Below are 13,533 nucleotides of genomic sequence, written 5' to 3'. Positions count from 1 at the left end.
CCGCGAACGCCTCCAGGTCCTCCCGGACCCCGGCCATCTCCTCAGGTGTCACACCATCCCAACGACACCCGCACACCAACAGACACGCCACCCACGACTGAAGCTGACCAAGCTCTAATAGCGCTCGCCCACGGAATCGAGGCCGCCGACGACCGCGCGGCCGCCCCGGTCGAGGGCGTCCCTCACGTGCCGGCGGATGACGTGCAGCTGGCTCGGCATCGTGATCGGTCCGAGCCGGGCGTCGCCGCCGGCGCCCGCGTACAGGCCCGCGGCCTTGGCGGTGAGCGCGTCGACGAACTCGTCGTACACCTGTTCATGGACGTAGACCCGCTCGACGCCGACGCACGTCTGCCCGGCGTTGCTGCACGCGCCCCAGAGAGCCGCGTCGGCCGCGGCGGCGATGTCGGCGTCGGCGTCGACGATCATGGCGTCCTTGCCCCCGGCCTCGACGACCACCGGTGTGAGCGTCTCGGCGCATGCGGCCATCACCTTCTTGCCGGTGGCCGCCGAGCCGGTGAAGGCGATCTTGTCGGCCCCGGCGCGGCACAGCGCGGCCCCGGTGGCGCCGAGGCCGGTGACGGCCTGGAGGACCGGACGGCCCACGGCCTCCTCGAATCGCTCGGCGAGCCACACGCCCACTCCCGGGGTGTGCTCGCTGGGCTTGAAGACCACGGCATTGCCCGCTGCCAGCGCGTAGGCGATCGACCCCAGCGGTGTGAAGACCGGGTAGTTCCACGGCCCGATCACGCCGACCACCCCCAGCGGTGCGTAGGCCACCGAGGCGGACTGATGCATCATCAGCAGGCCCGGGGACACCTTGCGCCGGCCGAGCACTCTCCTCGCGTGTCCGGCGGCCCACCCGATGTGTCCGATCGCGAGCCCCGCCTCGAGCATGGCGTCGCCGACCGGTTTGCCGGTCTCACGGTGCACCGTCTCGACGAGTTCAGGCAGTCGCCGGACCATCAGGCCTTTCCACGCCGTCAGGTGCCGCTTGCGCACCCCGAAGCCCAGGCCGGCCCACCAGACTGCCTCGGTGCGGGCCCGCTCGACGGCCGCGCGTACCTCCTCCTGCGTGTGCACCGGATGGGTGCCGACGACCTCGTCGGTGGCGGGGTCGAGCGAGTCGAACGTGGCGGCGGTGGCTCCGTGCCGACCCGCGGCCGGCCTGCAGGACTCATGACATCCCTTTCGCTTTCGTCGTGGCACGGCCCGGGCGGGGCATGCCGGTCCTTCGCGGCCGCGCGCGGGCGTGGTGGCGCGGCCGCCCGGAGGGGTGGGGTTCAGGGCTGGTATCCGCTGGCCGTGGCACGGCGCCGTACATCCTCGAGCTGCTCGCCCGTCAGCGTCGCCGGCTCTGCGAGCCGGGCTGCCCGCAGGTACAGGCGGGCGAGCCATTCGAGCGATTCGGCGTTGTGGACCGCCTCGGCCAGGGTGGCGCCACTGGTGACCGCGCCGTGGTTGCGCATCAACGCGGCCTTCCGGTCGAGCATGGCGCGGCGCACGTGGTCGGCGAGTTCCTGGCTGCCGAAGGTCGCGTAGGGCGCCACTCGGACCGGGCCTCCGAGCTGGAGGACGGCGTAGTGGACGCTGGGCAGCTCGTCGCGCACCAGCCCGAGGGCGGTGGCCCACGGCGCATGCGTGTGCACGATGGCCCGGGCGTCGGTCGTGCGGTAGATCCCCAGGTGGAGGGGGGTTTCCGAGGACGGTGAGGTCGCGCCCGCGTCGAGGGTTTCGCCGTCGAGTGCGACGCGGGCGATATCGGCGGGTTCCAGCGTCCGGTAGTTCACTCCGGACGGCGTCACGAGCACCTGGTCGCCGATGCGGACGCTGAGGTTTCCCGACGTGCCGGTGACGAGCCCGGTGTCGTGCAGGTGCCGGCCCGCCTCGACCAGGGCTGTCCGGGTCTTCTGTTCGTTCGTGTCGTCCACTGCGTCGTCACCGCGTCCGTTCTTGTGTCGTTGTTTCCTGCTGTTGCTCCGTGCCGTCGCAGCGCGTGGTGGCTGTCGGGCCCGGTCGGGCGGCTCAGCGCTTCAGGGCGCCGGCCGTCACGTTGCGGACCACGAGGGGGAGCCGGCGTGCGAGTCTCCCGCCGAGCACCGCGGCGTACAGGCGGTGCAGGGGGCCGTCGAGAACGACGCCGTGGGTCGCGCGCAGGCCCTCCCCGGCGGGCTCCATGTCGTGGGTGACGGTCAGGGTGGCCAGCGGCAGCCGGATGACGAAGTCCATGGCGCGTTCATGTTCGACGCGGGTGAACTCGATCCTCTGGACCGGGGTTCCGTGCTCCTTGACGACTCCGGTGGTTCCGGCAGTGAGAGGGCCGTCGATCTGGGCCCACGCGACGCCGGGGTCGTCGAGCTGCCAGTAGGCGGCGTTCGTCCAGCGCTCCCACAGCCGCGGGGCGGTGGCGGTGGTCAGCTGGCTGTGGCGGCGGCTCCAGGTCATCGGCGTGCCTTCTCCTCGGGCGTGCATCGGCGTGCCTTCTCCTCGGGCGTGGCGGTGAGCTCGACGGCGATCTCGCGGGCGGCGCGTTCGCCTGCCGCGACCGCGCCGTCCATGAATCCGGCCCAGCGCCGCGCGGTCTCGGTGCCGGCCCAGTGGACGGGGCCGACCGGTTCTGTCAGCCGGGCGTGCAGGGAGGCGACCGCTCCGGGGCCCGGCGCCGCCGTGGGCCCGCCGCCGAGCCAGTCCTCCTCGCCCCACCGCTGATCGATGTAGCCACGGGGTGTCAGAGCGCGTTCACCGAAGAGGTCCGCGAGCGCCGAGAGCGCGCGCACGCGCCGCTCGGCGGCGTCCACCGCGTCCCACTCGCGTGCGTAGTCGCCTCCGATGAAGCCGAGGAGGACGCCGCGGGAGGTGTCGGGAGAGCCGGCGTCGAAGGTGATGAAGACGGGGCCTTCGTCGGAGATCGTCATGCCGCTGAGGCCCTGTTCACGCCAGAACGGCGTGTCGTAGACGGCGTAGATCTTGGACAGGACGCCCGGCGACCAGCGCTGTGCGAGGTGCCGGTGCGCGGCGGGGAGGGCGGGGACGAACCGGATCCGGTGTCGCATGGCCGGCGGAACCGCGACGACGACGCGGCGTGCCGTCGTCAGGCCGTCGTCGGTGTGCACGGTCACGGCGTCGTCGCTCCGGTCGATCCGCAGGACCGGCGACCCGAGGCGGACGGTGTCCGGACCCAGTGCGCGGGCGACACGGACGGCCACCTCGTGCGCGCCTTCGACGAAGTGCTGCTCCTGCGCGCCGCCGCGGGTGTCGAGCATCGGGTCGAGCCCGCCGGCCTGGGCGATGTAGTGCAGCACGTGCAGCAGCGAGATCTCCGAGGGCTCACAGCCCCATGAGGTCTTGCACACCACCGCCAGCAGGTCCTTTGCGGCCTGGCCGGCGTGCCTGGCGGTGAGCCACGTGCCGAGCGTCTGGGCGTCGAGGCCTGCCGCGTCGGGGGCGCTCCACGGCCGCCCGACGGGGATCCTGCGGCTCATCCGCTCCAGGGAGGAACGGATGCGGGCGAGGTCCAGCAGGGAGGTCGCGCCGATCGGGAGGAGGGCCCCGCGGTACCGCTTGCGGTCCTTGCGCCACAGCAGCAGGTTGTCCCCGGCCTCGTGCGTGAGGCAGCGGCCCACGCCGACCTCGTCGGCGAGGGCGTTGATCCGGTCGTGGTCGGGGCCGACGAAGGTGCCTCCGAGGTCCACGTGCGCCTCGGCGACGGTGGCGGAGCCGACCCGGCCTCCGACCCTGTCGAGCGCCTCGAACACCTTCACGCTCAGCCCGTGCCGCTGCAGGCCGCGGGCGGCGGCGAGGCCGGAGAGCCCGGCCCCCACCACCACGACATCGACGTCGACGCTGTCGGTCACGCTGGTTCTCCTTCGAGAAGAGGTGTGGGGGAAGCGGAGGCACGGGCCGGAAGCCGGCGCGCGAGGGGCAGCACGAGCAGGAGCCCGAGCGCGGGCGCGACGAACCCGAGCCGCAGGGCGGCGCCTGCGCCGAGCAGGCCCGGGACGACGGCTCCGGTGACGGCGCCGGCATAGTTGAAGACGTTGACGCGGGAGATGACCTCGTCGCTGCGGGCGGGCAGCAGCTGACCCGCGGCCGCGAAGGCGATCGGCACCAGGACGCCGGTGGCGATCCCCGCGACCGCGAATCCGGCCACCGCCGCCGCGGCGCCCGGGGCGGCGACGACGAGGGCGCACCCGATCGTTCCGAGGACGAGAGCGCACACACCGACGCCACGCCGGCCCCACCGCACCACGGCCGGGTCGGTCACGAGCCGGGTGAGCAGCACCATCGCCAGGTAGGCCGCGTAGCCGACCGGAGCGACGGCGTCGGAGGTCTTCAACCCGTCGGAGAGATAGACGGTGCTCCAGGTGGAGACCGCCGCGTCCAGCACGTAGGCGACGAGGACGAGCGACCCGACAGCCCAGATCGCCGCTCGCGGGAGCGGGACGCGCGCTCGGGCGGGCGGGCCGGCCCCCGCCGAGCGGGCCGGCTGCTGCCCCACGAGCCGGATCCGGCCGGTGAGTGCCACGGTGAACTGCAGCAGAGCGACGCCGCCGAGCAGGTTCAGCGCGGAGAGACCCACGCCGGCCAGAGCCGCGCTGAGGAGTGCCCCGATGATGCCGCCGGCCGTGAAGGCCGAGTACAGGCGGCCCATCATGGGCACTCCGGCGCGGTTCTGGAGAGCGACGCCCTGCATGTTGTTGCCCGCGTCGACCGTTCCCAGGCCCAGTCCGTAGAGGGCGACCGACCCCAGGTAGACCACTCGGTCGGGGGCCAGGCTCATCCCGGCCAGGGCGGCGGACTGCAGCAGGAACCCGAGGCACAGCGCGCTGCGGCTCCCGCGGCGCACCGCGACGGCGTCCGCCAGCCCCGACCCGCACACCGCGGCGACGCAGACCCCGAGCAGAATCGCGGAGAGGGCGGTGTCGCTGAAGTCCATGCGGTCCCTGGCCGCGGGAAGCGCGGTGACCACCGCGGCGTAGCCGATGCCCTGAGCGGCGTATCCCGCGTAGACCGGCAAGGCCGTCGCGACCGGTCTCCCACGGCGGGTCACCGCATGCCCAGGCGGTCGGCGGTCGCGGCGAACGCGCGGACGTCGTCGAGGGTGTAGGCGCCGGCGTCGGTCCCGAGGCCGCCGATGACCTGCGCCGACGTCGCGCAGCCGAGCTCGGCCGCCTCCCGCAGCCCGAGCCCGAGCGACCGGGCGCGCAGGAAGCCCGCACTGAACGCGTCGCCGCACCCGGTGGTGTCGACGACCTTCACCGCGTAGGCCGGAACCTCCACCACCTCGTCAGCGGTCACCACCACCGCGCCACGGGCGCCGCGGGTCACCGCCACGCACCCGGCGCCGGCGCCCACGAGCGCGCGGGCGCCGGTGACCACGTCGTCGGCGCCGGTGAAGCCCAGCACCTGTTCGTGGTTGGGCAGCAGGTAGTCGGTGTGGGGGAGCGCGGCCGCGATCCACTCCAGCATTCCCGGGTCGCCGGGGGCCAGGACGTCGACCGAGTTCGTCGCACCGCTCGAGCGTGCCCGGGCCAGCAGCGAGGCGGCGGCGTCGCCGCCCAGGAACTCCGGACCGCCGAGGTGCAGATGCGTCAGGTCGCGCAGCAGTTCGCCGGAGACGTCGGCGAGGCCGAACGCCGCGTTCGCCCCGATGCAGTGCCAGGCCGGTCGGTCGCCGTTGGGGCGGACGGGCAGCACGGAGGCCGACGTCCGGTGGCCCGCCTTGCGCACCAGGCCGGAGACGTCCACGCCTTCGCGGGCCAGGAGCGTCAGCAGAGTGTCCGCGAAGACGTCGTCCCCGATCGCTCCGATGCTGCGGACACCGGCTCCCAGCCGCGCCGCCACCAGCGCCGTCCCGCCGGCGGTGCCGGCGGCGGTGGCGCAGATGGTCTCGACCACCTGACCGTCGTTGTGCTCGGGGATCGATTCGATCCCGGTCACCAGGTGGTCGAGCACGTGCACGCCCGCACATCCCAGCTTCATCACGTCGCCCATCGCGTGTTCCTCCTCCGCCTTGCTCCGGCTCCCGGCCCGTGGCGCGACGTCCATCGCTGCGCGGCGGTTGCCTGTCCGGCCGCGACCACGAACAGTTGAGTGACGGTAGGAACGCGCGGCCCCGGACGGGGGCGCCGCGTGACGCTTGTGGCAACATTGCCCCCCGTCATGGCGCGAACGCGCACCCTCCTCGCCCCGGGGAGGGGAAGCGCTGCGGCAGCAGGCCGAGCAGGCCAGGAGGCGGACCGTGGACAAAGCGCAGCTGGCCCGGGCCACGATTCCTCCGGTGATCCTGACCGGGCTGCTCGAACTCGCCGACCAGCACCGGATCGAGACGGCCGGGTGGTTCGCGGGCACGGGCCTGGACCGGGCCAGGCTCGAGCAGCCCCGGACCCTGGTCTCCTACCGGCAGGCGATCACCGTGATCCGCCGTGCGCTGAAGGAACTGCCCGCCGGACCGATCGGCCTCATGATCGGAAGCCGCGACCCGCTCCTCACCTGGGGAACGCTCGGCACCGCCGTGCGGTCAGCCCCGACGGGCGCCGAAGCCCGCAGGGTCGCGACCCGGTTCCACCAAGGGGCGGGCACGATGCTGGACTACGTCGTGTCCCGCACGGAGCAGGCGAACGTGGTCGAACTCCTGCCCCGCACCCGCGAGCCGGACCTGCTGGTCTTCCTCAGCGAGGAGGCCTTCGCCGGGATCGTGGCCCTCACCCGGCTCATGTTCGGCCCCTCGTCCGGCCCTCTGGCCGCGGAACTGTCCTACCCGCCGCCACCGTGGGCCGCGGCGTACGCCCGGCTGTGGCGCTGTCCGGTCGCCTTCGACTGCGAACGCACGACCCTCACGCTGCCCGGGGCCCTCGAAGAGCGGCGCGTTCCCACGGCGAACGCCACACAGTTCGAGGCCGCTCTGCACGCCACGCGCGCGATCCTGGAGTCCGAGCCGGTCGACGACCTCGTCGCGGCCGTCGAAGGCGCACTTCGCCAGGACCTCCGCTCCCGAAGAACGGCGACGCAGGTCGCCGACGCGCTCGGCATGAGCCCCCGCACCCTCCATCGTCACCTCGCCAGAGCCGGGTACAGCTTCGGCACGATCCAGGACCGGGTACGGCGGCAGCAGGCCGACGTCCTGCTGATGCGGACACGCAGGCCGATCACCGCCATCGCGGCCGAACTCGGCTACAGCGACCCGCGCGAGTTCCGCCGCGCCTACAAACGGTGGACCGACACCACGCCCACCCGGGCGCGGCAGAGCATGCGGCCGCCGTGAAGCGAAGGCCGTGGACCAGACGGTCGGTGTGCGACCGTCCCGGCCGCAGGCGATCAGGGACGAGGCCCCGGCCCGACCGGCGTCCGCGGGGGACGCCGGCCCGGGTGGCGGACGGCCGACTGCCCTGTCCACGCTGGGAGTCGGGATACGGAAGGCCGGTGTCTTCGCCGACGCCGCCGGGGTGCGCGAGGAGTTTTGCCGTGCATTGCTCGTGCTTGGCGGGACCTTTGCCCGGCGAGGTCTGCCGTTCGTCTGCTTTTCACACGGAGCGGGCTCCGGACCCGTAGGGTGACGGCGCCGCCGCCCCCCACCGTCGTCGCTTCTGTCCGGAGGACAGTCATGGCCGCCGTCAAGGCTTCCAAGCGCACCAGACACCCCCTCGCCGCTATCGCAGGCGCCGTCGCCCTCACCGCCACGTCGGTCGGGGTGTGGGCCGCCACCGCCTCCACCGCGCAGGCCGCCACGCTCCCCGCCCCCGACCACGTCGTGGTCGTGGTGATGGAGAACCACGCCTACGGCCAGGTGATCGGCAGCTCCAGCGCCCCCTACATCAACAACACCCTCAAGGCGGGCGGGGCCGACCTCACCCAGTCGCACGGCCTCACCCACCCCAGCGAGCCGAACTACTACATGCTGTTCTCGGGCTCCAACCAGGGCCGCACCGACGACAGTTGCGTCTCCGTCGGCTCCCTCTCCAAGCCGAACCTGGCCTCGGAGCTGATCGCCGCCGGCCAGACGTGGGCGAGCTACAACGAGTCGCTGCCCAGCCAGGGTTCGACGACGTGCAGCAGCGGCGACTACGCGCAGAAGCACAACCCGTGGTTCGGCTTCTCCAACGTGCCCACGAGCACCGCCAAGACGTTCGCGCAGTTCCCGGCCGACTACACGACCCTGCCGAAGGTGTCCTTCGTCGTGCCGAACATGTGCAACGACATGCACGACTGCTCGGTCTCCAAGGGCGACACCTGGCTCAAGAACAACCTGGGCGCGTACGCGACCTGGGCCAGGACCCACAACAGCATCCTCGCCGTCACCTTCGACGAGGACAACAGGCTCTCCGGCAACCGCATCCCCACCCTCTTCTACGGTGAGCACGTCACGCCCGGCAGCTCCAGCTCCACCACCTACAACCATTACAACGTGCTGCGCACGCTGGAGGACCTCGCAGGGCTGAGCACGCACGCGGGCAACGCCGCCTCGGCCTCCGACATCGACGGCATCTGGAACTGACGCCGGTGTACCTCGCGGACTCCCGCGGCGCCGCGGCCGCCGTCGCCCCGGACCCCGGTCCGGGCCGACGGCCGGCCGCGGTGCCCGCCACCGTGCTGGCCCTGGGAGCGGTCAGCCTCGTCACGGACGTCTCCTCCGAGATGGTCACCGCCGTCCTGCCGCTGTACGTGATCACGGGCCTCGGCCTGTCGCCGCTCGGCTTCGGGCTCCTCGACGGCATCAACAACGGCGTCGGCGCGCTGGTGCGGCTGGCCGGCGGTCACCTCGCCGACCGGGGAGGACGCCGTCACAAGGCCGTGGCGGGCCTCGGCTACGGTCTGTCGGCGGTGTGCAAGCCCCTGCTGCTGCTCGCGCACAGCCTCCCGGCGATCAGCGCCGTGCTCGCCGCCGACCGCACCGGCAAGGGGCTGCGCACGGCGCCCCGGGACGCGATGATCTCGCTGGCCACCGCGCCCGGACAGCGGGGGCGGGCGTTCGGGGTGCACCGTGCCATGGACACCACCGGCGCGCTGCTCGGCCCGCTCGCCGCCTTCGCCGTGCTGCGGGCCACCGTCGACGGCTACGACGCCGTCTTCGCGGTCAGCGGCTGCGTCGCCGCGCTCGGCGTCGTGGTGCTGGTGCTCTTCGTGCCCCGGCACGTCACCTCCGTCACCTCCGCCACGGCTGCCCGGCCGCCCGGGCCGGAGCGGCCGACAGTGCGCGACGCCCTCGGGCTGCTGCGCCGTCCCCGACTGCGCCGGCTCACCGCGTGCGCCGGCCTGCTCGGACTGACCACCGTCAGCGACTCCTTCCTGTACCTGCTGCTGCAGCGCGACGGGGACCTGCCCGCCCACCTGTTCCCGCTGCTGCCGCTGGGCACCGCCGCCGTCTTCCTCACGCTGGCCGTTCCCCTCGGCGTCCTCGCCGACCGGGTCAGCCGCCGGCGGCTCTTCCTGGCCGGGCACGGCGTGCTGCTCGCCGGTTACGGCCTCGTCCTGAGCCCGTGGCACGGCGTCCCGGCCGTGATCGCCGTCCTCGTACTGCACGGGGCCTTCTACGCGGCCACGGACGGCGTCCTCGCGGCCGCCACCGCCGGGGCGGTCCCCGCGCAGCACCAGGGCGCCGGACAGGCGCTCGTCGGCACCGGACAGGCGTTGGCACGGTTCGTCTGCTCGCTGTCCTTCGGCGCTGCCTGGAACCTGTGGGGTCCGCGCACGGCGCTGGCCCTCACCGCGGCCGCGCTGGCCGTCAGCGCCGTGGCCGCCGCGTTCGTGCTGCGCGGCCCCGAGGAGGCGCCCGTATGAGCGGCACGACCGGCATGACCAGGACGACCCGCCTCGTGATCCTGCTGGCCGCCGTCCTGCTGCTGGGGACCGTCGGCGCCGGGACCGTGCTGCACGCCGCCCACCGGTCCGGGCTGCGTGACCAGCAGCAGGCGGACGGTCCGGCCGTGCGGACCGGGACCGTCTCGCTGCTGCCGTCGGGCGGCCGCCGGCTGCTGGTGCGCAACCTGGCCTGGGGCCCGCACCGCGACGAGATCGCCACGGTGCCCGCCGACCGTCCGCAGGGCCCGCGCACCGCGTCGGGCGTCACCTGCCTGCGCTTCCACGCGGCGGCCGGCACCGGCATCTGCCTCCAGGCCGTGCACGGCGCGCTGCAGGACAGCTACCGGGCGGTGGTGCTCGACGCGCACCTGCGGGAACGGCACCGCTTCGCGGCGTCCGGCATCCCCACCCGCGCCCGGGTCTCGCCCTCCGGGCACCTGGTGGCCTGGACGGTCTTCGTCAGCGGGGACTCCTACGCCGGGACGGACTTCTCCACCCGCACCGCCGTCGTCGACACCCGTACCTGGGCGGTCGAGGACAACCTGGAGACCTTCCACGTCGTCAAGGACGGCCGTCCCTACCAGGCCGCCGACATCAACGTCTGGGGCGTCACCTTCGCCGACGACACCCGCTTCTACGCCACGCTGGCCACGGGCGGCCGGACCTACCTCGTCCGGGGGGACCTCACCACGCGCACCCTGACCACCGTGCACCGCAACGTGGAATGCCCCTCCCTCTCACCGGACGGCCGTCGTGTCGCCTACAAGAAGCGCGTCGAGGGGGCCTCGCCCGACGCGCCCTGGCGCCTGTACGTCCTGGATCTGCGCACGGGGAAGGAGACCGCCACCGCGGAGCGGCGCAGCGTCGACGACCAGGCCCTGTGGGCCGACGGCTCCACCCTCGTCTACGCCCTCCCCGGCGATTACGGCTCGGACCTGTGGAGCGTGCCCGCCGCCGGAACCGGCGCACCCCGCCCGCTGATGGCCTCCGCCGTCGCCCCCGCCTACCTGGGGTGACGGCCGGGCCGAGGCGTGCCCGACCGGCCGCGCGGCGCGCTCACCGGCCGCGGCAAGCCCGCCGATCCACCCGCGGCAGGCCCGCCCGATCCGCCCGCGACCCCCACCGGAACGGCATGTGTCCTCGGCCACAGCGGCCCACCGCCCGGGAGGGCCCTCTGTGATACTGGAGCGGTGCCGCACACACCGCAGCCACCGGCCCCGGTCCCCCACCCCGTCACGCCCGACGCCCCGGCCGCGATAGCGCGCCCGCTGCTCACCCAGTCCTGGCTGGACCTGACCTTCCTGCACTGGGCCGCCGACCCGGCGGACGTGGCCGGACTGCTCCCGCCCGGCACCGTCCCGGACACTCTCGACGGCGTCACCTATGTCGGCCTGGTGGCGTTCCGGATGCACCGCGTGGGCTGGTTCCGCCTGCCGGGCGTGCCCTATCTCGGCTCCTTCCCCGAGACGAACGTCCGCCTGTACTCGGTGGACGCGCACGGGCGCCGGGGCGTGGTCTTCCGCTCGCTGGACGCCTCCCGTCTGGTGCCGGTGGCCGTGGCGCGGGCCGGCTTCCGGCTGCCGTACGCGTGGTCGCGCATGTCGATCGACGTCGACGGCGAGACCGTCTCCTACACGAGCCGCCGCCGGTGGCCCGCTCCGCGCGGCGCCCGCAGCCGGATCACCGTCCGCGTGGGCGATCCGATCGGGGAACCCACCGTCCTGGAGCACTTCCTGACGGCGCGCTGGGGCCTGCACAGCGCCTTCTTCGGCCGGTCGATGTACCTGCCCAACGCCCATCCGCGCTGGCCGCTGCACCGGGCCGAACTGGTGGAGTGCGAGGAGGATCTGATCGCGGCGGCGGGCCTGCCGGCGCCGACGCGGGACCCGGTGAGCGTCCTGTACTCGCCGGGCGTCCCGGTCCGCTTCGACCGCCCCGCCCGCCCGGCCGGCCCGGCGGGCATCCCGACGCCGTGACCCTGCCCCGGACGAACGCGGCCACCGCTCCCGGCCCCGCCCGGCCCGCCCCCGCCGCACGGACGGCCCGTCCGACCACAGGGTCGTGACGACCGCGTCAGGACGAATGCTGTCCTACGGCGCTCGACGCCGCCGAGGACGACGAACCGGGAGGACCAGGAAATGAGCGGCACGGTCGCACGGGCGATGTGGGAGAGGTTCGAGCCGGTCCATCAACTCGTCTACTTCGCCCCCGAGGTACGCGAGGCGGCCGACGGCCTCGGGATGCGCGGATACTGGATGGGATACTTCGCCCTGCGTGCGGCGCCCCTCGGGCCCGCCCCCGCCGCCGTCGTCACCGGCTGCTTCCACGTCTTCCACCCCGACCGGGTGGCGCGTGCGCTGCCGGACGCCTGGGAGGTCGCCTCCCCCCGGCAGGTGCTCCTGGCGCGCGAGCGGGCCGTGGACGCCGCGATGACCAGCCTGTACGGCTCGGACGTCGTCGCCTCCGCGGAACTGGCCGAGGCCGCCGATCTCGCCTGGCGGGCTGCGCAGGCCGCGGACACCGCGGGGCGCGTGCTGAGCGCCGCCAACCAGGCCCTGCCCCGTCCCGCGCAGCCCCACGTCAGGCTCTGGCAGGCCGTGACCACCCTGCGCGAGCACCGCGGCGACGGCCATGTCGCGGTGCTGGTCGGCCGACGTCTGGGGCCGGTCGCGGCCATGGCGCTCAAGAGTGCGGCGGGGGAGACCGACGCCGAGTTCCAGAGACGCACCCGCCAGTGGGACGCCGGGCCGTGGCGAGCGGCGCAGGCGGAGTTGAACGGGCGCGGCTGGCTCGACGGGGAGGGGCGTCTCACCCCGGCCGGGGCGGCCGCCCACGAGCAGATCGAAGCCGACACGGACGCCGCCGCGGCGGTGCCGTGGACGACCCTGGGCCCCGCCGCCACCGCCCGCCTTGCCCATCTGCTCGAACCTCTCGCCCGCACCGTCCTGGACTCCGGGATCGTGCCGGACGCCAACCCGGTCGGACTCACGAGCGGAACGTGGGACCCCCCGGGCGACACGAGCGGAACCCGCGGCTCTCCCGGGTGAGGAGGGTGCGCCGCGGGGCGCGGATCCGCGGTGCACCCGGCCGGCGCCGATCCCGTGCCCCGGAGGTCCTCGGCGTCGTCACCGCCTGCGTGCTCGGCCGCCGCCACGGGGACGCCGTCCGCTGCCCCGGCTGACGGACGCCGGTCGGGGGGACAGCACGGGTCCGTTCTCAGTAGGCTCCCTCGCATGCGGATCTCCGTCTCCTCGGACATGGACGAGCCAGTGGCCCGGGCCCTCGTCGCCGAACTGCGCGGCCGCGGGCACGACGTCGTCCCGCACGGCGCGCTGCGCACCGGCGACGACCCGCGATGGGCGGTCTGCTCGGAGGCCGCGGCCCGGGACGTGGCCGACGGCACCTCCGAGCAGGCGGTGGTGTGCTGCTGGACCGGCACGGGCGCGTCGATCGCCGCGAACAAGGTGGCCGGCGTCCGGGCCGCGCTGTGCGCCGACGCCTACACCGCCGACGGCGCGCGCCGCTGGAACGACGCCAACGTCCTCGCCCTCAGCCTGCGCCTGACCTCCGAGCCGCTGCTCAAGGAGATCCTGGACGCCTGGTTCGCCGCCGAGGCCGGGGGAGACGCCGAGGACCGGCAGAACGTGGCCCACGTCGAAGGCCTCGACGCCGGCAGGGCGGGCACGCCCTAGCGCGGCCCCGTGAGGCAGGGGACCGTACGGACGGCTCCGCTCCTCC

At 74.0% G+C, this 13,533-nt stretch carries 13 protein-coding genes; 7 read left to right on the top strand and 6 right to left on the bottom strand.

Annotated features, from left to right (window positions below; all coding sequences use genetic code 11):
- Positions 1 to 114: 114 nt before the first annotated feature.
- The 6 genes from IE239_RS27590 to IE239_RS27565 form a co-directional block, all read right to left on the bottom strand.
- Entirely contained in the window at positions 115 to 1,206 is a 1,092-nt protein-coding gene (locus IE239_RS27590) for an aldehyde dehydrogenase family protein (protein ID WP_229878337.1), read from the bottom strand.
- Positions 1,207 to 1,280: 74 nt separating this feature from the next.
- Complete coding sequence (locus IE239_RS27585) at positions 1,281 to 1,928, bottom strand: class II aldolase/adducin family protein (RefSeq protein WP_229878336.1); 648 nt, start codon at positions 1,926 to 1,928, stop codon at positions 1,281 to 1,283.
- A gap of 94 nt (positions 1,929 to 2,022) precedes the next feature.
- Positions 2,023 to 2,442, bottom strand: a complete 420-nt coding sequence (locus IE239_RS27580; protein ID WP_190152104.1) for a hypothetical protein — start codon at positions 2,440 to 2,442, stop codon at positions 2,023 to 2,025.
- Positions 2,439 to 3,851 carry a flavin monoamine oxidase family protein gene (locus tag IE239_RS27575; protein WP_190152103.1) on the bottom strand — a complete coding sequence of 471 codons (1,413 nt, stop codon included), beginning with the start codon at positions 3,849 to 3,851 and terminating at the stop codon, positions 2,439 to 2,441. Before IE239_RS27575 ends, IE239_RS27580 begins: the two co-directional genes overlap by 4 nt.
- The gene (locus tag IE239_RS27570) at positions 3,848 to 5,047 is read right to left on the bottom strand and encodes an MFS transporter (RefSeq protein WP_268254534.1); all 1,200 of its coding nucleotides are present in this window, start codon (positions 5,045 to 5,047) and stop codon (positions 3,848 to 3,850) included. The genes IE239_RS27575 and IE239_RS27570 overlap by 4 nt, the downstream gene beginning before the upstream one ends.
- Positions 5,044 to 5,991: a carbohydrate kinase family protein gene (locus tag IE239_RS27565; protein ID WP_229878335.1), complete on the bottom strand. Its 948-nt coding sequence runs from the start codon at positions 5,989 to 5,991 to the stop codon at positions 5,044 to 5,046. The genes IE239_RS27570 and IE239_RS27565 overlap by 4 nt, the downstream gene beginning before the upstream one ends.
- 247 nt (positions 5,992 to 6,238) lie before the next feature.
- On the opposite strand from IE239_RS27565, the gene IE239_RS27560 reads away from it, so the two are divergent.
- From IE239_RS27560 to IE239_RS27530, 7 genes are all read left to right on the top strand, one after another.
- On the top strand, positions 6,239 to 7,261 hold the full coding sequence (locus tag IE239_RS27560) for a helix-turn-helix transcriptional regulator (protein WP_190152101.1): 1,023 nt from the start codon (positions 6,239 to 6,241) through the stop codon (positions 7,259 to 7,261).
- Between the two features lie 339 nt (positions 7,262 to 7,600).
- The gene (locus tag IE239_RS27555; RefSeq protein ID WP_190152100.1) at positions 7,601 to 8,491 is read left to right on the top strand and encodes an alkaline phosphatase family protein; all 891 of its coding nucleotides are present in this window, start codon (positions 7,601 to 7,603) and stop codon (positions 8,489 to 8,491) included.
- A 5-nt stretch (positions 8,492 to 8,496) separates the two neighbouring features.
- Positions 8,497 to 9,774: an MFS transporter gene (locus tag IE239_RS27550; protein WP_190152099.1), complete on the top strand. Its 1,278-nt coding sequence runs from the start codon at positions 8,497 to 8,499 to the stop codon at positions 9,772 to 9,774.
- A 14-nt stretch (positions 9,775 to 9,788) separates the two neighbouring features.
- Positions 9,789 to 10,811 carry a TolB-like translocation protein gene (locus IE239_RS27545; protein WP_190152118.1) on the top strand — a complete coding sequence of 341 codons (1,023 nt, stop codon included), beginning with the start codon at positions 9,789 to 9,791 and terminating at the stop codon, positions 10,809 to 10,811.
- A 174-nt stretch (positions 10,812 to 10,985) separates the two neighbouring features.
- Positions 10,986 to 11,771: a YqjF family protein gene (locus tag IE239_RS27540; protein WP_190152098.1), complete on the top strand. Its 786-nt coding sequence runs from the start codon at positions 10,986 to 10,988 to the stop codon at positions 11,769 to 11,771.
- A gap of 162 nt (positions 11,772 to 11,933) precedes the next feature.
- The gene (locus IE239_RS27535) at positions 11,934 to 12,842 is read left to right on the top strand and encodes an SCO6745 family protein (protein WP_190152097.1); all 909 of its coding nucleotides are present in this window, start codon (positions 11,934 to 11,936) and stop codon (positions 12,840 to 12,842) included.
- 186 nt (positions 12,843 to 13,028) lie between these two features.
- Complete coding sequence (locus tag IE239_RS27530) at positions 13,029 to 13,487, top strand: RpiB/LacA/LacB family sugar-phosphate isomerase (protein ID WP_190152096.1); 459 nt, start codon at positions 13,029 to 13,031, stop codon at positions 13,485 to 13,487.
- Positions 13,488 to 13,533: the final 46 nt, after the last annotated feature.

Source organism: Streptomyces humidus, from assembly GCF_014649655.1.
In the GTDB taxonomy this organism is placed as follows: domain Bacteria; phylum Actinomycetota; class Actinomycetes; order Streptomycetales; family Streptomycetaceae; genus Streptomyces; species Streptomyces humidus.
The sequence above is the reverse complement of the archived record's forward strand: the minus strand, read 5'-3'. Positions and strand labels throughout refer to the sequence as shown.

Excerpts from the sequence above, each read along its gene's own strand:
- IE239_RS27580 (WP_190152104.1), bottom strand. The coding sequence starts at position 2,442 with ATGACCTGGAGCCGCCGCCACAGCCAGCTGACCACCGCCACCGCCCCG.
- IE239_RS27530 (WP_190152096.1), top strand. The coding sequence starts at position 13,029 with ATGCGGATCTCCGTCTCCTCGGACATGGACGAGCCAGTGGCCCGGGCC.
- IE239_RS27535 (WP_190152097.1), top strand. The coding sequence starts at position 11,934 with ATGAGCGGCACGGTCGCACGGGCGATGTGGGAGAGGTTCGAGCCGGTC.
- IE239_RS27555 (WP_190152100.1), top strand. The coding sequence starts at position 7,601 with ATGGCCGCCGTCAAGGCTTCCAAGCGCACCAGACACCCCCTCGCCGCT.
- IE239_RS27545 (WP_190152118.1), top strand. The coding sequence starts at position 9,789 with ATGACCAGGACGACCCGCCTCGTGATCCTGCTGGCCGCCGTCCTGCTG.
- IE239_RS27565 (WP_229878335.1), bottom strand. The coding sequence starts at position 5,991 with ATGGGCGACGTGATGAAGCTGGGATGTGCGGGCGTGCACGTGCTCGAC.